General features: G+C 33.0%; 19 protein-coding genes. 18 read left to right on the forward strand and 1 reads right to left on the reverse strand.

The annotated features are described in order from the left end of the window. The first annotated feature begins 26 nt into the window (after positions 1 to 26). The 11 genes from CVU84_11545 (at position 27) to CVU84_11595 (ending at position 18383) form a co-directional block, all read left to right on the forward strand. Positions 27 to 1400, forward strand: a complete 1374-nt coding sequence (locus tag CVU84_11545; GenBank protein PKM94087.1) for a PTS fructose transporter subunit IIBC — start codon at positions 27 to 29, stop codon at positions 1398 to 1400. Between the two features lie 70 nt (positions 1401 to 1470). Beyond that, on the forward strand, positions 1471 to 1740 hold the full coding sequence (locus CVU84_11550; GenBank protein PKM94088.1) for an HPr family phosphocarrier protein: 270 nt from the start codon (positions 1471 to 1473) through the stop codon (positions 1738 to 1740). Positions 1741 to 1751: 11 nt separating this feature from the next. Next, the gene (ptsP, locus tag CVU84_11555; GenBank protein ID PKM94089.1) at positions 1752 to 3398 is read left to right on the forward strand and encodes a phosphoenolpyruvate--protein phosphotransferase; all 1647 of its coding nucleotides are present in this window, start codon (positions 1752 to 1754) and stop codon (positions 3396 to 3398) included. Positions 3399 to 3523: 125 nt separating this feature from the next. Next, on the forward strand, positions 3524 to 4612 hold the full coding sequence (locus CVU84_11560; protein ID PKM94090.1) for a hypothetical protein: 1089 nt from the start codon (positions 3524 to 3526) through the stop codon (positions 4610 to 4612). A 93-nt stretch (positions 4613 to 4705) separates the two neighbouring features. After that, positions 4706 to 6967 (forward strand): hypothetical protein, encoded by a 2262-nt coding sequence (locus tag CVU84_11565; protein PKM94091.1) that lies wholly within the window; start codon positions 4706 to 4708, stop codon positions 6965 to 6967. 39 nt (positions 6968 to 7006) lie between these two features. Continuing rightward, the gene (locus tag CVU84_11570; GenBank protein ID PKM94092.1) at positions 7007 to 7951 is read left to right on the forward strand and encodes a glycosyltransferase; all 945 of its coding nucleotides are present in this window, start codon (positions 7007 to 7009) and stop codon (positions 7949 to 7951) included. Positions 7952 to 8556: 605 nt separating this feature from the next. Then, positions 8557 to 11481, forward strand: a complete 2925-nt coding sequence (locus CVU84_11575) for a hypothetical protein (protein ID PKM94093.1) — start codon at positions 8557 to 8559, stop codon at positions 11479 to 11481. A gap of 129 nt (positions 11482 to 11610) precedes the next feature. Then, positions 11611 to 12708, forward strand: a complete 1098-nt coding sequence (gene csaB / locus CVU84_11580; protein PKM94094.1) for a polysaccharide pyruvyl transferase CsaB — start codon at positions 11611 to 11613, stop codon at positions 12706 to 12708. 30 nt (positions 12709 to 12738) lie between these two features. Next, positions 12739 to 14619, forward strand: coding sequence for a hypothetical protein (locus CVU84_11585; protein ID PKM94095.1), 1881 nt, complete (start codon positions 12739 to 12741; stop codon positions 14617 to 14619). Between the two features lie 7 nt (positions 14620 to 14626). Continuing rightward, on the forward strand, positions 14627 to 16201 hold the full coding sequence (gene mviN, locus CVU84_11590; protein PKM94096.1) for a murein biosynthesis integral membrane protein MurJ: 1575 nt from the start codon (positions 14627 to 14629) through the stop codon (positions 16199 to 16201). After that, on the forward strand, positions 16194 to 18383 hold the full coding sequence (locus tag CVU84_11595; GenBank protein ID PKM94097.1) for a hypothetical protein: 2190 nt from the start codon (positions 16194 to 16196) through the stop codon (positions 18381 to 18383). The genes mviN and CVU84_11595 overlap by 8 nt, the downstream gene beginning before the upstream one ends. Before the next feature lie 167 nt (positions 18384 to 18550). Here CVU84_11595 and CVU84_11600 read toward each other — a convergent pair whose 3' ends face one another. Further along, complete coding sequence (locus CVU84_11600; protein PKM94098.1) at positions 18551 to 18916, reverse strand: DUF4870 domain-containing protein; 366 nt, start codon at positions 18914 to 18916, stop codon at positions 18551 to 18553. 160 nt (positions 18917 to 19076) lie between these two features. Between CVU84_11600 and corA the strand changes: the two genes are divergently transcribed. From corA to CVU84_11635, 7 genes are all read left to right on the forward strand, one after another. Next, complete coding sequence (gene corA, locus CVU84_11605) at positions 19077 to 20027, forward strand: magnesium and cobalt transport protein CorA (GenBank protein ID PKM94099.1); 951 nt, start codon at positions 19077 to 19079, stop codon at positions 20025 to 20027. A gap of 102 nt (positions 20028 to 20129) precedes the next feature. Next, positions 20130 to 20801 carry a hypothetical protein gene (locus CVU84_11610; GenBank protein ID PKM94100.1) on the forward strand — a complete coding sequence of 224 codons (672 nt, stop codon included), beginning with the start codon at positions 20130 to 20132 and terminating at the stop codon, positions 20799 to 20801. Beyond that, a complete protein-coding gene (locus CVU84_11615; protein ID PKM94101.1) occupies positions 20770 to 21996 on the forward strand; it encodes a hypothetical protein in 1227 nt (408 codons plus the stop codon). Before CVU84_11610 ends, CVU84_11615 begins: the two co-directional genes overlap by 32 nt. Positions 21997 to 22180: 184 nt before the next feature. After that, positions 22181 to 22963: a bifunctional hydroxymethylpyrimidine kinase/phosphomethylpyrimidine kinase gene (gene thiD, locus CVU84_11620; protein PKM94102.1), complete on the forward strand. Its 783-nt coding sequence runs from the start codon at positions 22181 to 22183 to the stop codon at positions 22961 to 22963. Positions 22964 to 23102: 139 nt separating this feature from the next. Then, entirely contained in the window at positions 23103 to 24335 is a 1233-nt protein-coding gene (locus CVU84_11625) for a hypothetical protein (protein ID PKM94103.1), read from the forward strand. A 263-nt stretch (positions 24336 to 24598) separates the two neighbouring features. Next, positions 24599 to 25240: a TetR/AcrR family transcriptional regulator gene (locus CVU84_11630; protein PKM94104.1), complete on the forward strand. Its 642-nt coding sequence runs from the start codon at positions 24599 to 24601 to the stop codon at positions 25238 to 25240. Between the two features lie 25 nt (positions 25241 to 25265). Continuing rightward, a complete protein-coding gene (locus CVU84_11635) occupies positions 25266 to 25835 on the forward strand; it encodes a hypothetical protein (protein ID PKM94105.1) in 570 nt (189 codons plus the stop codon). The last annotated feature ends 299 nt before the right edge of the window (positions 25836 to 26134 follow it).

Here is a 26134-nt window from a genome sequence, read left to right on the forward strand (position 1 = left end):
ACTATACATCATTTTAAGGAGGATTTATTATGAAAATTTTAGCTGTAACAGCTTGTCCAACTGGCATTGCGCATACTTATATGGCGGCGGAAGCCCTTGAAGCAGCAGCAAAGAAAAAAGGTTATGAAATCAAGGTTGAAACTAGAGGATCTGTTGGTGTGGAAAATGAGCTTTCAGAAAAAGACATCAAAGAAGCAGATTGTATAATACTTGCTTGTGATACTGCTGTACCAATGGAAAGGTTTTATGGTAAAAAACTTGTTAATGTTTCGGTTAGTGAAGCATTAAAAGGTTCTGATCAATTAATAGAGAATGCATTGAAAGCGAATGTTTATAGTAAAAACAACCTAGTCGATGAGGCTTCTGACCTAAAGGAACAACGTTTTTCGGGTAGAAAAGGCTTTTATAAGCATCTAATGAATGGTGTATCTTTTATGATTCCATTTGTTGTTGCTGGTGGTATAGCAATTGCTCTAAGTTTCCTTATTGGTGGTTATAATGGTTTTCAAGTTGAAGGTTCTATTGCTGCCTTTCTAATGGGTATTGGCGGTGGTGGTGGAGCATTTGGCTTAATGGTTCCAATTTTAGCAGGTTACATAGCTTATTCTATTGCAGATCGTCCAGGTTTAGCGCCAGGTATGATTGGTGGTGCAGTAGCAATGCAACTTAATTCTGGATTTTTAGGCGGCTTGGTTGCAGGTTTCTTGGCAGGTTATATCGTAATATTAATTAAAAAATATATTAAGTTACCAAAGTCTTTACAAGGTATTATGCCAGTTCTTATTATTCCAGTATTAGGTTCTTTAGCAGTTGGGTTATTGTTCTTCTACATTATTGGTACACCTGTAAGTGCAATTAACACAGCAATGAATAATTATTTAACGAATATGTCAGGTTCAAATGCAATTGTTTTAGGTTTGGTACTTGGTTTGATGATGGCAGCTGATATGGGAGGTCCTATTAATAAAGCAGCATATGCCTTTGCTACAGGAACCTTGGTTGTGGGTTCAGGAACTATGGTAATGGCAGCTGTAATGGGGGCTGGTATGGTGCCTCCACTAGGGATAGCTTTAGCTACAGTATTGTTTAAAAATAAGTTTGACCTTTATGAAAGAGAAGCTGGAAAAGCGGCATGGGTACTTGGAGCTAGCTTTATTACAGAAGGTGCAATTCCATTTGCAGCAGCAGATCCTCTAAGAGTAATTCCTTCTATCATGGTTGGATCAGCATTAACTGGTGCCTTATCAATGGCTTTTAAAGCTACCTTAGCAGTACCTCACGGTGGATTGTTTGTATTCTTTGCAATTGAAAATTTAGTAGGGTATATCATTGCAATTCTCGCAGGTACAATTGTATCAGCTATCATGCTTGGTTTCTTGAAAAAAAAGGTTGAGGCATAATAGGGATTTAAGGATAAAATATCAATGTATCTTTATCAAAAAACAATAAGTCTATAAAGGAGGCAAAGTCATGAAAAAGATAGCAATTAAATTACAAAATGAAGAAGGCCTTCATGCAAGACCTGCTAATATGTTTTCCAAAGCTGCAATGAAATTTAAATGTGATATACAGCTATTTAAAAATGGAGATACAACCAAGGTATTTAATCCTAAAAGTATTCTTTCGATTTTAAGTATGGGAGCTATGAAAGGTGATGAGTTAACGATTGTTGCGAATGGTGAAGATGAAGAAGCTGCCATAGCTAAAATTGCAGACTTGATAAAAAACGATTTTAACTAAGAGGTGTAATAATGATAGAAATAAAAGGTATTCCGGCCTCTAGTGGTATTGCAATAGGTTCGGTTATGATTAAGAAAGAGCTGATCAATCCTAGTTTGCAAAAAATAGCAGATATAGATCAAGAAAAAAAGAGATTTAAAGATGCAAGATCAAATGCAATGAAGCATTTGTATGCTCTTTATGAAAGTACAATGGTCAAGATCGGTGAAAAAGAAGCCAGTATTTTTGCAGCACATATTGCTTTGATAGAAGATGAAGAACTCATAATTGGTGTTGAAACTTCAATTGAAACCAATAGTTGGAATGCAGAATGGGCATTGAAATTGACAACGGATTATTATATTTCGATTTTCAATCAAATGGATGACCCATATCTAAAAGAGCGAGCATTAGATATAAAGGACATTTCAAACCGATTACAAAGACAGTTGAATGGTATGGGTGAAGAAGAAGAGATGATGAAAACAGATGAGCCTGTTATTATTGTAGCCCATGATTTAACGCCATCAGATACAGCTCAAATGGATACGTCTAAAGTGCTAGGCTTTATTACTGAAATTGGCGGTAAAACATCTCATACGGCAATTCTCGCTAGAACATTAGAAATACCTGCAATTGTTGGACTTCATGGAATTGTATCTAAAGTAAAGAATGACCAACATCTCGTCCTGGATGGACGAGATGGTATGGTATACATAGAAGCGGACCAAAGTATGATACAACATTTCCATGATGAAAAAACAAAAGAACAACAGTATAAGAAAAATCTGAGTCAATTAAAATATACCAAAGCAATCACTAAGGATGGTATAGAAATTGAGTTAGTAGCCAATATTGGTACACCTGAGGATGTAAAAAATATTTTAGATAAAAATGTTCACGGTATAGGATTATTTAGAACAGAATTTATCTATATGAGTAGAGACACGTTACCTACTGAAGAGGAACAATTTGAGGCTTATAAAAAAGTCACTGAAGATATGAAAGGTCACCCTGTTGTCATTAGAACCTTAGATATTGGAGGAGATAAAGAGCTTAAATACTTGGAAATTGAAAAGGAAATGAATCCATTTCTCGGCTTTAGAGCAATCAGATTGTGCTTGGAGCGGGTAGAACTATGGAAAACGCAATTACGAGCGATACTAAGAGCAAGTGCAGAGGTTAAGAAAGAATTAACAGAAGAGAATATAGCTTTTAATCAAGAGCTTGAAGTGGGTATGATGATGGAAACCCCAGCGGCGGCTATAATGGCAGATGTTTTTGCAAAGGAAGTAGACTTTTTTAGTATTGGAACAAATGATTTGATTCAATATACCATTGCTGTGGATCGAATGAATCCATTGGTTTCCCATCTATATTCTCCTTATGATCCTGCAGTTATACGGTTGATTAAGAAAATCATTGATGCAGGCCATCAAGAGGGTATATGGGTAGGTATGTGTGGTGAAGCAGCATCTGATCAAAAAGCAATCCCACTTTGGTTAGGAATGGGACTCGATGAATTTAGTATGAGTGCCTCTGCCATATTAGAATCAAAATGGTTGATTCAAAATATTAGTAAGAAAGATTCAGAAACATTGTGTGAACGTATTATGTTACTGAACACCGCAGCTGATATTGAGGAAGCATTGAGAAAAAATATAGACCCTATGAAGTAAGTACCTACATTTTCGATAGACTCCCTTTATATAATCCCTACGGAATCCTCCCCAGATTTTATAGGGATTATATATTTTAACCGAATGTCGAGATTTTGCAACATAGATGAAAAAGGAGCAAAAAGATGAATCTATTTAAATCAATTACCGAGAAAAAATATGCCAGTTTATTAGAAATGATCGAAAGTACTTGGGATAAGGATGTAAAAGATATTAGGATAAGTATTTGGGAAAATCAAGCCAATACTTCTGGGTTAGGAAAAGTTGTAAGAAGTATGTTTTTAATGCTTTCTAATGTGAAATCATTTGTTCAAGAGAGTAGAGCTGATGGAAAAGAAATAGTAGAAATTATTAAAAACTTATCTTGTTCTCAAGAGGAAAACGGGTCTATTCTTGATGAAGAAAGAAATGCACTTGATGAAATGTGTGCTGAAGTAGATAGCCAAGTTAACTACATGGTGGAGGCGAATCAATTGGTAAATGAAATGACCATCACCCTTACTGAAACAGACACCTTCATACAAACAATGTCTAAAAGTGCTGAATTAGCATTTACTACTGCGGCAGAAGGTCAGGATGCAATACAAAATTCTGTTACACAGATGCATTGTATTAAAGAAGGTGCCAATCGTTTAGAATCGGTCATTCAATCTCTGAAAAAACAATCCGTTGAAGTAGGAAACATGAATGCGTTAATCACTCAAATATCTGAACAGACTAATTTACTTGCACTTAATGCAGCAATAGAGGCAGCTAGAGCTGGGGAACATGGTAGAGGCTTTGCAGTTGTTGCTGATGAAATTAGAAAGTTAGCATCTCAAACACAAGATTCTGCACACAATATTCAATATTTAACTCAAAACATTCAAAAAGAAATAACCGTAGCCAGTGAATTGATTAAGGATGAACATGAAAAAGTAGATGATGGTATCGTTTCCTTTGAAGAGTCAGAAAAGGCCTTCGACATGATAGGAGATTATATTAATGAAGTGGTAATGAATATATTAGAAGTAATGTCTTCAGTAAGTAAATCTCAAATGTCAAGCAAGAGTGTAGTTGAACAATTGGATAAGGTAGGAGAATCTATTCAAGTTGCAGTTAATCATACAGAAAGAATGGTACAAACCAACTATAATCGAGTAGAAATATCTAAAGATAGTAACAAATTTATAGATCAATTAAAAAATAGAAGTGTCTTATTTGAACAACGCTAGTTGCGTTAACTTCTTTTATACTTGAAAAAAACCATAAGTTGCTTTATAATAGCTTTGACTATGTAGTGAAAATGGTTTCAGGAGAGGTATATAATGGAGAAGTTTCTAAAATTGAGGCATTTGAAAACAGAAAAAATGTTTAATAAGAATTTACTACCAATTGCTGTTGGTGTTGTAGCTATCGTAATCACTCTTTTGACACTATTTAGCGGCGAAAATGTGGGCTTATCTGATAATGGAGATTACCCAAGGTTTGCACATAAAAACAACATATATAGTTTAGAAGATTCAACATATCCTTTTTATTGGTTTTATGATCAATATGAGATGGACATAGAGGGAAATACAAAACTAGATAAGTTTACAAATTTTTTTAAACTTAGTACGGTCGGAAATCCGTATTACTCACCTCATTTTATCTTTCTTCAACTTTCAAAAATACCCAATACTATTTATAACAAAATTCATGACAATCCCAGTACATCCTATCACATTGGGGGATTGGCAATTATTTATATATTTTTATATGCATTAGCTCTATTTCTAATTATAAATTTCTTGAAGGACCAAAAGCCTTTCATGAAGTTTCTTGCGGCAGGTCTATTGTTAATTATATTTTGCGATCAAGGGTATACGTTGTATTTTAATTCATTTTACGGTGAGGCCGCTCAATTAGTAATATCGATGCTTACCATTGGAATTGCTCTTCAATTACTGAAGAATAAAGGTGGACGTATATTGATCATATGCTATTATATTTCGGTTGTCATACTTGCAGGCTCTAAATTTACAAACATACCAATAGGGGCTATGCTTGGTATCATTGGCTTGTTATTTATTATGATTAGTAAGGATAAATGGTTTAAGTATATTACAGTGCTTTCTTTTATAGTAGCAGTTATTGGAATTGTGAGTTTAACGAAAAATATTCCAACATGGATGGATGATGTAACGAATTATCAGTCTGTTTTTTTTGGCGTTCTCAAGGATTCAGAAACACCAGAACAGGATTTAATGGACCTTGATCTAAATCCTAAATATGCGATATTGGCCAATACACATGCATATCTAGGTAACAATTATCCTATGGATGTTTATTCTGAAGAATTTAAAAGTGAATTTTATGGAAAGGTTTCAAAGACGAACATTTTGAAATATTACCTTAGCCATCCAGAGCGGTTTATAGAAAAATTAAAAATTTCCGCAGTGAATAGTGGATATATAAAACCTGCATATTTAGGTAATTATGGACCAGCTAGGCCTAGGTTTGAATTTACTCATCGATTTGAGCTGTGGAGTAAATTGCGATTAATGCTTCGTTTTGATAACTTTTATGTGATTATAGGGTTTTTCTTATTGGCCTTCATACTTTTTATAAATGAAGGAAAGCAATTGCTTAAAACAGACGAAGACAAGCTTGAGAAGATAATACTTTTGGCAATATGGGTTGTAATCGTAGCGTCAACTGCTGTAAATTTTGTGGTTCCAATTATTGGAAATGGTGAAGCTGATCTTGCTAAGCATATGTTTGGATTTATACATTATTTTGATTTGATGGCCTTAGTCCTTTTCATATGGATCATCAGCATACTCCTAAAATCAAAAAAGACAATTTATCTTTCGATAGGACTTGTGATAATCGTTTTTGTAAGTAGTGGAATTATGAAACATAGAACTCAAAAGTATAGTGAGTTAGAAGTGGGAGCTTATGTTCAATTTGGCCAATATGAGGATAAGGACGTTATTTGGCAAATCATCCAAAGGGATGATACTGCGGTTCTTTTGTTTTCTAGGGAAGTAATAGAGTTCATGCCTTTCGATCAGGGGGGAGGTTCAAAAGATGAACAGCGAAAAATCTATGGAAATAATTTTTGGAAAGATTCGTACATAAGAAACTGGCTAAATAAGGATTTCTTAAATGTGTTGACTAAGAATAAATCTCTTGTGTTGGAATCAGAGAATATCAGTTATTTAACAGATGCAGATAAAAATTTAAAAGAAGGAGGAACCCATGCTTTTTACTGGACGTTCATTCCTGCTGCGGTTGACTGGGGGCATGAAGAAGCATATAATTATAAAACAAATGATCAGGTCTTTCTTCTTGATGCACATGAGCTTAAGGAATATTTAGTGAATAATAATCTTGAACATACGAAGGAAGAACCATATTGGTTGAGAACGCCAATGGGAAGTAATCCAAGTATGGTAAGATATGTAGCAACAGATGGGTATATTTTCCATAAGGATGCAATTGAAGATACAATTGGTCTAGCACCAGCATTAAGGTTAAGTAAGGATGTAAAGATAGTTGATGGAGAGGGAAGTGGTAAGCATCCATTTATTATACAAGAATAGATTAGTAACTAACCAATGAATCCTAAGGAGTAAAATAAGATGGGGAAAACACAATATTCAATTATAGTACCGCTCTTCAATGAAGAGCTTGTAATTGGAGAGTCCTATAGAAGAATAAAAGAAGTGATGGACCAAACAAATGAAAGTTATGAAATTGTTTTCATTAATGACGGGAGTAGAGATCAAACTGAAAATATAGCAAAAGAGATTTGTCAAAAAGACAAAAACATAAAGTTAATCAGCTTTTCTAGAAACTTTGGACATCAACCTGCAATTACTGCTGGAATGAACGAGGCATGTGGAAATGCAATTATTATCATTGATGCTGATTTACAAGATCCACCAGCCATAATGCATAATATGATTGAAAAGTGGAAAGAAGGTTATGACGTTGTGTATGGTAAAAGAAGCAAACGTGCTGGAGAAACCATTTTCAAAAGAATTTCTGCAAAGATTTATTATCGATTACTCAGTAGCATTACAGATGTGCAAATTCCAGTTGATGTGGGAGATTTCAGATTAATTGATAGAAGCGTTTGTGATGCTTTAAATAGATTGCCAGAAAAAAATAGATACGTCAGGGGACTTGTAAGCTGGGTTGGTTTTAAACAAACCTTCGTAGAATTTGAAAGAGAAGAACGCCTACTAGGAGAAACAAAATATCCACTCAGAAAAATGATAAAATTAGCACTAGATGGAATAACTTCTTTTTCAAATAAACCACTAAAACTTGCTTCCACCTTAGGGTACGCCGTATCTGCCTTAGGATTTATTTATCTTATTGTAATACTATTTCAAAGAATCTTCACAGACACAACCATCACCGGATGGACAAGCATCATTGCCCTTTTACTCATATTAAATGGTGTTACCCTCATTATGCTAGGAGTATTAGGAGAATATATCGGCCGTATATACGATGAAATGAAGGCAAGACCAGTTTACATTATTAAAGAAAAGATAGGCTTCGAAGATACCAAATAAAGTATAAAGGCCTTTTTCAATCGTTGACAAAAGAATTATACACATATTAGATTAGAACTATATTTGCATATTAGAGAAAAAAATGGTTATAAGACTATATTTCAAAAACACAAGAAAATAGGCTGTGCCGAATTAAAACTCTCGAGACCCATGCCGCTTTTCCAATTGCATATGCAAAACTTTCGCCAATAAAAAAGATGCACTGTTATGAACTGAAGAGACGATTGCTATAGATGGGGATGGGTATGTAATCATTTTTCGCCCGACCGGCCAAAGGGTAAGGCCAGAAAAATGATTACATACCCATCCCCATCAACACGTATCATATCATCTCTTCAGCTCATAACAGTGCATCTTTACGTTATACCAAAATTACAACCACTCTTATCAACAGCCAACAACCTATCATCCATACTTTTTCATCATACAATAAAAATCCACCATCAAAAATTTCATGGAGGTATTATTTAGCAAGGTATTATTTTGAAATATTTCATTTTTATAACAACTCATTAAATTTCCATGAAAAAATTGAAGTCCACCTACTTTTTTGTTATACTAGGCTAGGCAACCAATTAATATTCATAGAATTTAAAGGTTAGGTGATGATTACATACATTTATCAATGCTTTAATGGTTTAAAATACAGAAAGAAAATGAGAAAAGAGGGTATCCAGATGAAAAGAATTTTTAAGTTACTTATGATTATGACGCTGGTTGTTAGTACATTACAACAACCCATTTCCACGATAGCTGCAACCAATGGATTGGTTTTTCTATATGAAACAAAAGAGACTAAAACTGTAACTTCAGGCCTAACCTATGAACGGAAATTGAAGCTTACAAATTCGGGTTGGGTAGATATTCATGTATTGAAAATGGACTTAACGAATAAAAATGTAGATCTAGATGTGATTCGTTCAGTTAAAGACTGGGGTAAAAAGACTACACTTACAAATATAATGTCTGAAAACAATTCCTTAGCAGCTGTAAATGCATCATTTTTTGATACTGCAAGTAATCCAAGTGATATTATTGGAGTTGAGTTTGAGAATGGTAAATATTCATATATTCAAGAGAACTATAATAAAACAACACTTGGTGCAGCATCTATGATGATGACACCACTTGGTGAAATCAATTTCAGTTATTTTAGTGGAAACATTACCGTGAAAAGTGGAGGATATAAAGGCATTTACATTACTTCCATTAATGGCATGAATGATTTTGTGAACTCTGTTATTATCAATAGGAATGCAATGGTAGATTCCACCCAGATTGAGAGTAAAGGAAGACTTTATAAAATTGTAGTAGATAATGGGGTAGTTACTGAGGTTGTAGAACCAAAAGTAGTTGCCATCATTCCGGAGAATGGATATATCATTACCGTAAATGAAACCCTTAAAGATAAAATTATACCATTTTATCAACCAGGTACTACAGTTACAATGGAAATTAAAAACAATTTTGGTGATAAAATATACGATGCCATCCTTAGTGGTGGCGGTAAAATTCTAAAAGATGGTCAAATCGTTCAAGATGGTATGATCGTTCAACCTACTGTTAGACATCCAAGAACAGCAATTGGAACAACCAAGGATGGCCGTTACTTAATTGCTATGGTTGTGGATGGAAGAGGTATCAGTATTGGCGCTACGCATAAAGAATTGGCAAAATATTTACTTGAATATGATACTTATAATGCAATACATATGGATGGTGGAGGTTCAAGTACAATTGCCGCTAGAGAAGGTACAACCAATTCAGTTGAAGTGAAAAATGATCCTTCAGATGGTAGCCAAAGGAAGGTTGTAAATGGCCTAGGATTTATTTCAACAGCTCCTATTGGAACCCTTAAGACACTAGAAATAGTAGCTCCTTCAGCTAGGGTATTTAAAAATTCTCCAATCACATATAAGGTTGTAGGATATGATGAATATGAAAATCCAGTAGCAATTGATGCGTCTAACCTAGTTTGGAGCAATCAAACAGTTGAGGGAAGTTGGGCAGGGTCGACTTTTACACCTACCAATGGTGGAGAAGGAACAATTACTTGCTTTTATAATGAAGTCTCTGCAAATGTAAAATTAACAAGTGTCGATTCGTATATTGACTTAGACATTGAACCAAAGGTTCTGTATGTAAATCAAGGAAAATCAGCTACCTTTAATGTAGTTGGGACAGATACGGAAGGATTTAAGGGTAATGTAAATTCTTCTGACATTACGTGGCAAATAGATGATAAAGAGCTTGGAAGCTTTAACAACGGTGTATTTATTGCTGGTACAAAAAGCGGAATAGGTAAAGTAACGCTGAATGTAGCAGGCATTCAATTAAATGCGACAGTAGTAGTTGGTTCAACGACTGAAACAAAAACCTCTTTTGAGACAGGTGATGTGACAACCTTGAATTATCCTGAAACAGCAATAGGTACAGCACAAAAAAGTACGGAGATGGTCCTTGATGGAAGTCAGTCAGTAAAGATTTCTTATAATTTACCACAATCTGAGGTTACTCAGGCGGTTTATGCGGTATTTAATGACATCATAATAGCAGATAATTCCGAGAAATCCTTAGGATTAAATGTATATGGTAATAACAGTAATCTGCTTCTTAAAGGAAAGCTCGTTGACGCTAATAATAATGCTTTCAACATAGCCTTTTCCAACGGAATTGATTTTAGCGGTTGGAAGAAGCTTGAAGCTAGCTTGCCAGAAGGTATGGCATATCCTGTGAAGCTGGAACGTATTTATATTGCGTCATTGAAGAATACAGAGGCACTAAATGGAGCAGTATATGTAGATTTATTAACGGTGAATAAGGCTTTGAATACGACTAGTATAAAAGCTGATATGGTAGACTTACCTATAAATGATCCGTTATATTTAAATACTGTAGGTAACTACACATTTAAAGCTTCTGTAGTTGGTGCAACAAGTGGAGCTAATAGATTATTAGATAAAGTGGTACAAAATGAGTTTATTGAAATGGTCAATAAATCCAATCTTGCTATTTTTGCAGGCAATACGAAAGTAAATTCACAGTTTATTACTACAAAGAGTATACTTTGGAACAACAAGTATAGTAATAGCAGCTATGAAGATTTAAAGGTCTTTACCTTAGCTACGGGTTCAGGTGGTATCATTGATTCAGATTACACACAATGGACGAAGCTACAAAGTGACTTAAAAAACACCCCACAAAACAATATAATCATTGTGGCAAATGAGAATCCAATTGAAAAGGGTGGCTTTGAGGATGAAAGAGAAGGCCAAGCACTACACACAATCTTAAAAGATTATCAAAAGCTTACAGGTAAAAACATTTATTATATTAACGCAAGTGGATCTAAGTTTAAAGTGAATTACTATGAAGGAATCAGATATATGGATATCAACGGTTTGACATATAATAGCAGTGCTAACAAAGTTGACCTAAACAATTCCTTTTATTTATTAAACTTTTATATGGTAAGTGGAAAGCTATATTATAATTATGAAAATGTTTATCCATTGGTAAAAATTAAATAAAAATGGATCAGCCCTATTCTTTAGGGCTGATCTAATTTATTGTTGATAATATGATAGGAAAAGCGTATAATGCAAAATAGAGTATTTCTACGAAATGAAACAATGTTCGAGATTTTGGGATAAAAGAGGATGCGCTACATGACAAATTTTTTAATAACGGGATATTATGGGTTTTTGAATTCCGGAGATGATGCTATTTTAACATCAATGTGTGAGGGCATTATACGTTTAGGAATACCAACTAAAACTACCATTCTATCCAATAATCCAATGGCAACTGAGGAAGAGTATGGCGTACATGCCACTTACCGATTTAATCTTTTAGCAGTCATAAAAGAAATTAAAAATACAGATATTTTGCTAATGGGTGGAGGCAGTCTTTTGCAAGATCGTACAAGCACACGCTCATTAATGTATTATTTGAGTATTTTATGGTTAGCTAAACTTTTCAAAAAAAAATGTATGATTTATGCGAATGGCATAGGTCCTATTAGACGAAAAATGAATAGATTCTTTACTAAGCTGATGGTGAACAGGGTGGACATTATTACACTAAGGGAACACTTATCGGTAAAAGAGCTTGAAAAAATGGGTATAACGAAGCCTTTAATTAAAGTTACAGCGGACCCTGTATTTAGCCTTGACCTAAAAGCAGTATCAGTGAAAGAAATATTAGAGCAAGAAAATGTCGATGCATCAAAGCCGTTGGTTGGAGTTTTATTTAGAGATTGGAAAGACAAAGAAAATTACGTTATTAAGATGGCAAAGATATGTGATTATGTAGTTGAAGAGCTTAAAATGACTATATTATTTATACCTATGAAATATCCTACTGATATTGCGATATCTAATAAAATAGCAGAGAAAATGCATTGCGAAAGCTATACATTGAGAAAAAATTATGATGTTAATACGATTATTGGCATTATTGGGGAAACAAAATTTGTGCTCAGTATGAGACTTCATGCACTTTTGTATGCAGCTTTAAAAAGCGTGCCAATGATTGGGTTTATATATGATCCAAAGGTCAAGTATTTTCTTAAGGAACTAAAAATGTATACGATTGAAGATATCGAGGATTTTACTTTTGAGAGCGTAAAATATCATATCGATGAAATCATGAACCATTATCAAGAAATTCAAGAGAATATTCTAAAGGAAGTTACCATTCTCACTGCGAAGGCTAGTGAAAATGAAACATATTTGAAACAGTTAGTTCAACAGTAAAATGTTATCGTAAATGAAAGGAAGTTTATAATGTCAGAAAAATTAAAAAAGATATTTGCAAATGAAAAATTTAAGAAATTCTGTGTTGTAATATTTTTTCTTACGTGGGTTGGAAGTCTAACTCTTAAGGCATTATATGTACAATTTTCTATTAAGATAAACAAAGCTCCAGTGTTGACTTTAGACAATATGACAATGGGACTTACACTTATGTTTACGATTGCCATTATTGGTGGAATTGTTATTATCATTTCAGGTAAGAGATTCAAAGCTTCCTTAATTGCGTTGGATTTGATTTTAACACTTGTATTTTTAGCTGACATGCTATATGGACGTTATTATTACAATCCGATCACTGTACCAATATTAAAGCAAATTGCTTTTTTAGATGATGTAAAAGAAAGTACCTCATCTTTATTTCAAATGAGAGATTTATTAATGTTTGCTGATCTTATTGTATTGGTGCTAATAGGTATTTATGTTAAAAAGCTTAAGAGAATAAAACCGTTTTATGTGCAAATGATAGTTGGAATTTCAATTATTTTAGTAAGTGTTATTGGCATTAAAATTAAATATGATCATGTTGATACAACAAAGTTTGCTTATGAGCGTAAATATATTGGAAGAGATTTGGGATTGATTTATTATCATTTTTATGATGTGAAAACAGCAATTGCAAAATCAATAGATGCGGGTAAGGAATTAACAAAAGAGCAAGTAGAGCTTATTGAAAGCGTAAACGTGGCCGGACTCCGAACAGACAATCCATATACGAATATTGGCGAAGGCAAGAACGTTATTGTTATACAACTTGAAGCCTTTCAGAATTTTCTGATTGATTTAGAAGTAGATGGACAAGAGGTAACTCCTTTTTTAAACAGCTTAAAAGAGAAAAGTATTTATATGTCAAATTATTTCATTGAAACTGCGGGTGGAAATACTGTTGATGCGGAGTTGTTAACAAACACCTCTATGCTACCAACCTATGGTGGTTCAGCCTATTATGAGTTTCCAAGTAATACATATATAACCTTGCCGAATAAGCTTAAGGAAAAAGGCTATTCAGTAAATTCTTATCATGGCTATGAAGCAAGCTTTTGGAATAGAGAGGTAATGCACAAGACTTTGGGCTTTGATCGTTTTTATAGTTTAGATGACTTTGATATGACAGAAAAAGTTGGATGGGCAATAAGTGATCGAGTGTTTTTACAACAGTCCCTTGATTTTGCACTAGAGGCTAGTCAAGAAAAACCTTTTTATGCTTTTATGGCTACATTATCTTCTCATCATCCTTATGATGCTTTTTATTCAGGGCCCTTTACACAAAAAGAAGGTGAATCCCAGGAAATGTTAAGAAGATATATGAACGCTGGTAATTATGTAGATTCTGCCTTGAAAGAATTCTTTGAGTATCTAAAAGAAAAAGGCGTTTATGAGGATACTATAGTTGTAATTTATGGTGATCATGCTGGACTGTTTAATGATGAAGCAAAGATGACTTGTGAATATTTTGGACTTGAATATAATCCATATCAATGGCAAAAATACGAGGAGATTCCTCTATTTATACATATTCCAGGGCTTTTGGAGCCTTTAACCTCTGATAAGGCGTGTGGTCAATCTGATATTCTCCCAACCCTAGCAAATATTATGGGTTTTGACTTGGAGTATACGATGAGTCAAGATATATTGGATCCGAATTACATGGGAAGTGCGTTGAGACGTAACAGTAACGTTATAACGAACGAATATGTTTATATTGCACAGGAAGAAACGTTATATGATTTTGAGACAGGGAAAGTACTTGATAAAAGTCAATATATGGATGAAATTAACAAGTATTATGATCAGCTATTAGCACAAGATTTGATTTATAAGAGTGATTATTTTGGAAAGTCAAAGAAGGAGTAACCAGTAAATGAGTACTAAAAGAAAAGATCATGCAATTAATATCATAATGGTCATTATTGGTTTAACCTTGTTTTCAAAAGTAATTGGATTTGCTAGAGACGCTGTAATGGGGAGTATTTTTGGCACTGGCATGGAATCTGATGCATATTTAATAGGACTTGGTATCACAACTATTATTTTTCTTAGTCTGGGAACGGGAATTGCAACATCGATAATACCTATATCTGTAAAACTAGAAAAAAGCAAAGATAAGAATAAGGTGCTTAGTGGAATTTTTAATTGTGTTCTTTTGATTTCAGGTATAATAACAGTGTTATGTTTTATCTTTACACCAGAAATATTACATGTTTTTGCAGGAGGTTTTGAGGGCGAGAAGCTTGCCTTAACGATCAAATTGACTCGTATTATGATTCCAACGGTGTTTTTTATAGCAGTAGCCTATTTGTATGTTGGATTATTACAGGCACATGAACACTATCTTCTACCCGCAATCATCAGCTTTCCATATAATCTTATTGCGATTGGTTACTTAATTGTTGGTGTCAATGGATATGGAATTGTTGGCCTTGCAGTAGCTACTACGATTGGATGGTTTCTACAGATGGTTATTCAAATTCCAAAGGTGCATCAAGTTACGGGTTTTAAATATTCCTTGCAAATTGATTTTAAGAATTCATACGTAAAGGAATTTTTAGTTGGAATTGTATCAATCTCAATTATTGCGGCAACGCAACAGATCACATATTTATCTGATAATACGATGGCATCTCATTTTGGAGATGGAAAGGTTACGACTCTTTATTATTCTAATATGCTGTTTTTAGCTATTGTTACTACAGCTGTTTATGGAATTACATCTGTAATGTTCCCGAAGTTTAACAAGAAGTTTGCAGAACTGGATAAGAGCGCATTTTTTTCTGCAATTAATTCTGTATTAAAAGGCATTATTCTATTGTTAGCACCTGTTTCAGTCGGATTAGCATTGGTTAGTGAGAATGCGATTGGAATTATATTAATGAGAGGTGAATTCACCTTTGAAGATGTAAAAATGACATCACTATTGCTTATTGGCTATGCAAGCTATATGATTGCCTTTGGTATTTGGGATGTTTTAAATAAAGCATTTTATACAATGGGAAACAAAAAGGTACCAATGATGATTAGTGTAATAATCATTGGCTCTAATTATATACTAAATCTTCTGTGTGTAAAGAAATTTGGTATAGTTGGTATTCCTATTGCAACCTCTATCGCTTTTTACATCGGTGTTTGCATTAGTTGTTTGTTTTTCAAGAGAAGTGAAGGCGAGCTTGATGTTATTGGGATGATAATTGTAGGAATGAAAGCATTGATTTCTGTATTTGTAATGGCCATTACTATCTTGGGGGTTAACAGTATTTGGAACCAAGCCTTTCAATCAACGCATATCTTGATGAAACTAGTAAATGTTATTTTAGATGTTGGTATTGGTATGGCGATTTATTTATTAGGACTATTGATTTTAAGGGAAAAAAACATACTAGATTTCATTCATGCTTTTAAAATGAAAAAAAAGAAGAAAGGTGATCATGAATATGAATAAAAAAATTACAAAAATAGCAGTGATATTGTTTATCGTTCTCTCTGTTATAACTGTAGGCATAATTGCCTTTTTGAGGATGAACGTTGAGCGTAAAAACAATTCGGTTGAAATGATTATTGAATACCAAGAGTTGAAAAAATTAGCGGCTCAATCTGACTTAAGTATTGAACAATGGATGATAGAGTATAAAAGTATGGGTATGAATTCTGTTGCTATAATGGAAGAAACATTACTTCGGTATGCAAGTGATCGAGGGATTACTTATAATGTTGCGAAACAGCTTTTTAATGAAGGGGATTGGGAACAGCTATATCCAGAAGAAGTGATTACCCGATTACAACAAGGTAGTGAATATAACTTGATTATTGAAGCAGGTTCAGAGCAAGAATTTAATACTATGGTGCGCGGATTATCTCATTATGAAGGAATAAAGTTCTGGAGCAAATCAATTGACTCAGATTATTATATTATTGTTGAGCAAACTGAAAAAGATCTCTTGTATGCTGATTCCAATGATATTATTAGTTCTTCGGGTCGTATAATAGGAAAAAATAAATTTATTTATGGCTCACAGGTGCTTTATGCTCCGATAGGATTTGATGAAGAAAAGATTAGGTTAATTGAAGAGAGTGGCTTAAAACTAGTGCTCCGACCAGTTAATTATGATAAAGATCCAATGGGTGCATGGAATCTATATAAATCAGAAATTGCAAAATATGGTACCGGTAGTGGATTGCTTCTATTTGATGGTGAAGGTGTTGTTGGGTTTGGTTCAGAAAACGATGTATATCTATCTGCGATTCAAGATTTTGTGAATCAGTATGATGTAAATGTTGTAATTCTTGAAACGATAGAGCAACGTAAATATGTTGAAACGAAAGGGTTGCCACCAGTAGTTGCGAGCCTATCTAAAGACCATCTTGTTAGATTGTTTAATATTTGGGATTTCGTTGCAAAAAGATATCAATATAATGCGTATTATACGGGTGGAGAAGAGATAGGAAACTGTATTTATAGAGCAGTTACAGAGAGAAATATTAGAGCAATCTATTTTAGACCATTTATACAATTTAATGGTAATTATGTTACAAAAGTAGAAGATTATAAAAATATGTTTGAAGGCTTGGAGATACGCTTGGCCGAACATGGTTATCATTATGGCGATGCATCAACCATTGAAGAATTTACGCTTCCTATGCTAGTAAAGATGTTGCTTACCTTTCAAATAGCATTGTTTGGTTTAATATTAATCAATATTGTTGTAGGTTATATGAAATCAAAATATAATATTGTGTTCATTGCACTAGCCGCACTTGGAAGTGTAACAGCTCATTGTATTGCACCCAATATGGCGATATCTCTTACTGCATTGGCGGCTGCAATTGTATTTTCAACATTAAGTGTAGTGTATTTTATGCATTGCTATTTGTTAAATCCAAAAGGAACAAAGATTCTTATAGCCATAAAGGGTTTGGTATTATCATCAATGATTTCTCTATTTGGCGCCCTATACATTGGAAGTGTTATGGCTGATACAGAATTTTTTCTAGAACTCAAGCTTTTTACAGGAGTAAAAGCAAGTTTATTGTTGCCAATTGTAACGATTATGCTTATAGTGGTAATTTACTACATTAAAGAAGTGGCACAAATTAAGGGAAAAAGCTTCATCAATGAATTTGTACAAACAAGCCAATCCTTTTTAAACGGGAGTGTCAAAATAAAGTATGGTATTGTATTGTTTGCAATCGCAATTGTAGGTTATATTTATCTTGCTAGAACAGGGAACGAATCAAGTTTAGAGCCGTCCACCTATGAAATAATGTTAAGGAATTTCTTAGAAGAAGTACTGTTGGCGAGACCAAGAACGAAAGAATTTATGCTAGCATTTCCGTCGATGATCATTGGAGTCTGCTGTGCAGGGAATGCTTTTGTTAAAAAAGATATTTTTAATAAGTATTTATATATACTTGTATTTGCTGTTGTTGCAATTGTAGGTCAATCGTCTATTACCAATACCTTTTCACATATTAGGACACCTTTATATTTGTCATTGGTTAGAACTGGATATTCGGTTGTGTTTGGTATGTTGATTGGAATAATTCTTGTCGGTATCCTTAAAGTGTTAGAAATAATATTCAAAAGAATTATGAACTTAGAAGTTTTCAAAGATTTGAAAGGTTAGAACGTTGTTAATTTAATCACGAAGTAGTAAATAAAATACCCCCTTATAGAAATACATTTTTGTTTCATGTATTTATTATAAGGGGGTTTGTTTAGCCAAGGTTACAAAACCTCCGCATTCGCTACAGTTTCGTAACCGAATGCAAGCTTCGCTTCCATTCGGTTTAATTATTTAACGAATCTTATGATTAGAGGATATTGATATACTTCGCCACCAAAGGCTTTGATTGTTGCTATGATACTTACTACCAATGAGAAAATTCCAATTGCAACAAACAGTACAATACCAATGAGAATAATACATAATATGCCTGCAACTGCCGAGTAAATAATAAGGCTAATAACAAAGTTTAAGTATTCTTTTCCTACTTCATCTACAAATACAGATTCATCTTTTTTTACTGCCCAAAGTATAATCGAAACAATTGAGAATCCAAAAATACCAAGTAATGGAATTAAACCGCCTATCGTTTTATCGTCCTGTGTCAATGTTAACACTCCTTTAATAATTGTTTCTTTTAGTGTATAAGACATTGCATTTTTTGTCAACTTATTTAATATTTTGGACAAACCCTTATTATAATCATTTATCAAGAGATTTATTAGGATAAGATTTAATAGAAAGATTATCTGTATAATGTTATAATATATCAACAAGAAATATCAAGTAAGAAATTGTGAAAGGAATTGGCATATGATTCATACATTGGCATTGACGAAGGATATGAAGTTGATAGAAGATCTTGAACTAAGCGAACTAGACAATGAAAATATAGAGTGGTATTGGGTGGATTTTGATTGCCCGAATAAAGATGAGGCCATGCTGTTAGATACTCATTTTCATTTTCATCCACTTGCCATTGAAGATTGTATGTATTTACTACAGAGGCCAAAGATTGATAGCTATGATGATTATATTTTTTTCGTTTTTCAAGCACTAAAGGAAGATGATTTAGAACCGATTGAATTAGATTTGTTCCTTGGTAGTAATTACGCGGTCACATTTCATAATATTCACTTAAGTCATATTGATGTAATAGATTTAAAGATTAAATCAGATGATAGAATATGGTCAGAGGGTAGCTTGGCAATCTGTTATCATATTTTAAATAAGATAGTAGAGGATTACTTTCCAGTAGTTTATAGATTAGAGGATGTAATAGATGAGATTGAAGCCAATGTGGAAAAAGCTACAACAATTAAGCTCTTAGATAAGATATTTGATGTGCGTTCAGACCTTTTAATCGTTCTGAGAATTGTGAATCAAATGGAAGAGTTATTATATAGAATTCTGGCCTCTGAAAATCTCAAGAAAAAACACCTGTATTTTTCCGATATTCACGATCATCTATTAAAGCTTAAGGAAATGATTGAATCTTCACAAGCGATATCCTCTGAAATAAGAGATAGTTATATTTCTTATAATTCGTATCGTATGAATAAGAATATGATGCTATTAACAGTTATTACTGCAATTTTTATCCCGTTAACATTTATTGTTGGTGTTTATGGAATGAATTTTAAGTATATGCCAGAGCTTGAAATGAAGTCTGGATATTTTATTGTATTGGGAGGAATGTTGGTTATTGTTGTTCTAATGATCATTTGGTTTAAAATGAAAGGTTGGTTTGATATAGATAAGTAAGTGAGAGTGATATGATTTTTTGTTAATGAAAAGGATTGTTATTTAATATATTATATTATAAAGACCATAAGTAGGGGGAAGACCTTTCATAGGTCGTAATGAATGTATAATATATTTTATATGCTTTTTCTAACTCGATATATCGGAAACAAAAATGGAAAAGTGCAAAAGTCTAGTTATGATATCAGAACAAAGCAAGTTCAAGAAGAACACTTGAAAGAAGAAACAGAAAAATATAAATTGGATTTACATATACCAGTAATACTAGGTATAGAAAATAAACAACTAGAAAAACAAGTTATAGATGACATAGACAAAGATAAAAACAACTTTGTCAAAGAGCTCAAACAGGCAACCAATGAGTATATGACACCAAATATTCCATATTTTTTGGAATCTAGTTATAACATTTATAATCACGATTTTAACATTCTTAGCTTTTGTATTTTGTATAGCAATTATTACGGTGGAGCACATCCAATGAGTCATAAAATATGTTATAATTATGATATTAAATTAGGAAAAAGAATCATGCTTAAGGATTTGTTTAACAATGAATTGTATAAAAGCTTTATCAATAAGGAAATTGAAAAGCAAATCATAAACCGCAATGAGGTAGTAGGTTATGAAGTAATCAATGCTTTTAAAGGCATTCATGATAACCAGAAATTTTACATTAAGAATCGTGAGTTGGTGATTTATTTCGATCTATATGATATTGCACCATATGTAGCAGGTATTATTGAATTTACAATGCCAAAGGAAATTTTTTAATAAGTCTATGCTAAATCATTCAGGAGGACTACTAATGAACAATTTTTATGAAAACCTAGTTAAGGTTTATGAGCTTTTAAACAAAGGGGTAGATATCGAACATATACTAGACCTTATTTTTGATTCTTTCAAAGAATATCTGCCGTATAATCGAATTGGACTCGCGTTATTAGACCTAAATGGCTTGATTTATTCCTATGCTTTAAGTAGCGACAACAAGCCTTTATTGAATATAGGATATTCAAAAAATATCATTGAAAGCTCTTTGAACGATGTCGTTCTTAGCAAACAACCAAGAATTATTAATGACTACAATGATTACATAGTTGAAAACCCTAATTCCGGATCTACTAAGCTTATGATTAAGGAAGGTCTTTTATCGAGCATTGCGTATCCTCTGATTACGAATGAAGAATGTATTGGTGTAATTATTTTTTCAAGCTCAATATCAAATGCTTTCAACGAAAGTCATTTGCATTATGTAAAAATATTATCTGAAAATATTTCGATTGGTCTTGAAAGGAAGCTATTTGCAGAAGATATCATCTTAGCATCAATAACAGGTTTTGCTAAGCTTGTAGAGGCAAAAGATTGCGAAATAGGAACGCATCTTGAAAGGATGCAGAGTTACTCAAAGTTAATTGCCAAGAGTCTCTCTACATCAAAAAAATATAAGGATATCATAAGTTTTAGATACTTAGATAATATTTATAAATTCAGCCCACTTCACGATATAGGGAAAGTTGGAATAGCAGATGGAATTCTATTAAAACCAGGGAAATTATCAAAAGAAGAATTCGAAGTCATGAAGATGCATACTACGATCGGCGCAGATATATTAAAGAAATCGAATTATAGTAAATTCGGGAAAGAAAGACACTTTTTTGACATGGGTATACAAATTGCATTATCTCATCATGAAAGATATAATGGAAAGGGTTATCCATATGGATTATCCGGTAAAAATATTCCGCTGGCAGCAAGGATTGTAATTGTTGCGGATGTACTTGACGCATTAACTTCGAAACGTGTTTACAAGCACGCCTTTGATATTGATTCTTCTTTACAGTTTATTAAGGATGAAAGTGGTCAAATGTTTGATCCAGATATCGTAAGGTCGTTATTTGATATTCAACATGAAATATTAGAGGTTTACGAACAATATAAGGAAAAGATTGACTTAAGTAATATATAAAGAAGAATTACATATATGGAAGTAATGTTAAGAGAAACAGAGATAAAAATGAATTTTAAAGGGATATACTGTGTTTGGTATATCCCTTTTATCATTTGAGAATTATATAACCAATGCGGCGGTTTTGTAACATTGAGTAAAAGATTATTCGAATTCATATTATAATTTAGGAGAATAGCAAATTATGAAAAAAGTTCTGACAATAGCTGGATCTGATTGTAGTGGTGGCGCTGGTATTCAAGCAGATATTAAGACGATTACAGCTCATAAAATGTATGCAATGAGTGCGATTACCGCATTAACAGCTCAAAATACCACAGGTATTTATGGAGTTATGGAAGTTACCACTGAATTAGTTGAAAAGCAATTAGACTGTATTTTCAATGATATATATCCAGATGCAATAAAAATTGGCATGGTATCCTCAATTGAGATAATTGAAGTAATTGCTAAAAAACTTGTAGATTATAATGCCAAAAACATCGTAATTGATCCAGTGATGTTTTCTACCAGTGGGCATGCATTAATGAGTAAAGATGCGATGTCAATTCTAATAACAAAGCTTTTACCCTTAGCAAATATCATTACTCCTAATATTGATGAGGCAAAATATCTATCTGGATTATTAACAATATCAACTACACAGGATATGTTACTGGCAGCAGAGATGATATCTAAAAATATAAAAGGGTGGGTATTGATTAAAGGAGGACATTTGGAGCATGCAGCAGATGACTTACTATTTAAAGATGGAGAAGCTATCTGGTTTGAGGGAGTAAAGATTGATAATGCCAACACGCATGGAACTGGATGTACGCTATCTTCTTCAATAGCATGTAATCTTGCTAATGGACATACTATTGAAAAAAGTATTGCGAAGGCTAAAGGATATATTACAGGTGCGTTAAAAGCGCAACTTAACTTGGGAAGGGGAAATGGACCATTAAACCATTGCTATTTACTGTAAGTATCATTTTAGTTACATAAAACTTGTAACTGAAGAGTGACCATGCTAAAATGTGATTGTAGCAATGCATTAAGGTAACGGATTAAATGCATGATTTTCATGCTCTTTAAAGACAAATCCTAAAAGGAGTCATAAGCGTATGAATATTAATTTTAGCAATCAAATGTCACCAATGACTCTTCGAATTAAAGACTCAGAAAAGGAAAGGTCATATCAATATAATTGTATCTCTAGTTCTCTTTTGTGGTTTAGATTAGCAATTATTTTAGGTGTTACTATATATTTAAGCTTTTGCATTGTTGATTATTATCTGTTTAATTCATTATTACTAGCCTTTCTCAAAATTCGTTTATATATTGTTATACCCATTATCTTTATATCTTTTATTCTAACTTATTGGAGTAAGTATCCAAAGTATGCACAATGGATTAATGTATTTACTATTTTTGTTTCAGGTGCAGGTATTATTGGAATGGCTATTGTCGGTCGTGATCACCCAGAAATATCTCGAAGCTATGCAGGATTGGTTCCATATTTTTTGTATATATATGCTTTTTTAAGAATAAGATTCGTGTATGGAACCATTGTTGGAACAAGCTTATATATTTCTTATGTATTAGTTGAGTGGCATATTTTAAAAACACCCTTTCCTATATTTATTGCAAATTCGTTCTATATGGGAGCATCAAATTTTGCAGGTATATGTGTTTCCTATCTTTTAGAATATCAAGGTAAGAAGGAATACCTTCTGCAAGATAGACTAGAAGAGATTACAATGACAGATGCAATGACGGGGCTACATAATAGATACTATTATAACAAGATTTGCATTAAGGATATTCGAAAATTTCTTGGTCACATCTCAGGCGATTCATTTAGAGAAAAACGTGCTCAGGATATCACTATTTCAAATTATGGTATTATACTGATGGATATAGATCATTTTAAAGAAATAAATGATACATATGGACATGATGTTGGGGACTTGGTTTTAGTAGAAGTTGCGAAGCTACTTAAAGATTATGTTAGGGAAAGTGATGATGTATTGCGTTGGGGTGGAGAAGAATTCTTAATCATTCTGAAATCAACACAATATAATTTTATAAGTGAGTTTGTTCAGAATGTTGGAAGCTGTATTGAAAAGCAGGGATTTCATTTATCAAATGGTATGACCATCCAAACAAGATGTTCAATTGGGTTCTTATCCATACCATTTGGAGATGTTGGTAACGTCGATACGCTGATAAAATATGCAGATTTAGCACTATATAAAGCAAAAAATTCAGGTAGAAACAAGGCCTATCAAGCAATATTTGTTAAAGATGCGTATGAATTTGTTGAAGTTAGTTGGAATGAGCGTATTAATGAGTAGTCACTGTAAATAATCAGATAGTTTATACCTGCTAACAAAGAAAACATAACAGTCATTTTAATAAATTTGACTTACCGATGGTAGATTCAAATTATATATTAAATTACATTGAATTAACTAAGATAGAGCTAGTTGAGGTTTTTATTAATTACCTTGATTGGCTTTATTAAGTTATTGGGTATTGACTTTGCGACTGGGTGGTCGTATAATTGAATTAGAGATGCGACCAGGTGGTCATAACTTGTATAAATATTGACTAGGAGATGATACGATTGCCGAAGAAATCTTTCGAAAAACTATCAGAAGAAAAGAAAAGTACTATTATAAATGCAGCTTTGGCTGAGTTTGGAAGCCATTCGTATCATGATAGTAGCCTAAATAACATCGTTAAGATAACTAAAATACCTAAGGGAAGCATTTATCAATATTTTGAAGATAAACTGGATTTATACAAATATATTTTAATGTTAGCTACCAATGAAAAAATCTGTTTTTTTACTAAGGAAGCGGAGATTTCAAAGGAACTGTCAATATTTGAACTCGTTAAGATGCTTTTTAGAAAAGGTATACAATTTGCTTCTATGCATCCTCAGTTTGCAGCGGTAGGGAATCAATTTGCAAAGGAAACCAACGAAAAACTTAAAAAAGAAATTTTGCAAGGAGCAAATGAATCAGGAGAAAGCTTTTTTACAGGGTTAGTGGAAGCGGCAAAGTTAAAGGGTGATATTGACAATAAGCTTAATACAAAAGCCTGTGTTCAAATGTTTATGACTTTAAATCAAGCAGTTCTTGATGAGATGCTAAAGAATTTTGAAATAGAAACAATAGGATTACATGAAGAAGAAATGTATGAATGGGTGGATCAATTGCTTGATATCTTGATAAATGGAATGAAATCAAACTAGATTGAATGATCGGAGGGGTTGGATTATGAAGCTTTTTTTACAGAAAAACGATAAGAAAATTGCTATCATTTTTTTGATTTTTACCCTAGGCTTTTTAGTGCTATTTTTAACGAATCAAGAGTTTGTTGATTGGGCATATAGTAGACATCAAAATATTTTGAGTTGGTATATAAGACCATTGTTTATAATTCCTATTTGTTGGTTTGCCTATAAGAAGAATTGGAGCGGCATATCAATAACAATATTTGCACTTTTCACTAGTATGTTTTGGTTCAATACGCCAGTAGAAGTTTCACCTGCTGTAGAAGAATTTTTAGCCTTTGAGAAGGAATATACTTTTGGTGATTGGAATTTTCAAAAGATATTCCTAAGTTTATCGATACCTTTGTTTATGTATTTACTAATAATTGCATTTTGGAAGAGAAAGTTAAAATATGGAGTTGCAGTAATTATTGGTGCAGCTGTACTGAAAGTTATTTGGAGCTTGGTTTTCGCAGGCGAATCAGGAGCTTCAATTATTAAGCCGGCAGTGACTGGACTAGTTATATGCCTGGGAGTAGTATATATTTTTGTAAGAAAGAAAAAGAAGAGCTAATCATATATAAATTAAAATAGTCAGTAATTTAAAGCAGAATATTCTTTATAGTACTGACTAGCTCTTGTTTTCACTGCGTTTATGTATATAGTTGCGCTGTCATTGTATGCTTGCTAAAAATGTTGTGAACTATACTTTAATGTGGGGCGGTGTTTTTTGTTATTACAAAAGAGAACAGGTGAGCAAATGAGCGCACCTGTTCTTTTAATTGGGGTATAGGTATCCTCAAAAGCAAATAACAACTCTATTTCTTAACACTAATCCATATCCATAAAAACATCTCCAGCTTCAATTATCGC

The sequence above is a fragment of the Firmicutes bacterium HGW-Firmicutes-1 genome (assembly GCA_002841625.1).
Classification (GTDB): Bacteria; Bacillota; Clostridia; order Lachnospirales; family Vallitaleaceae; genus HGW-1.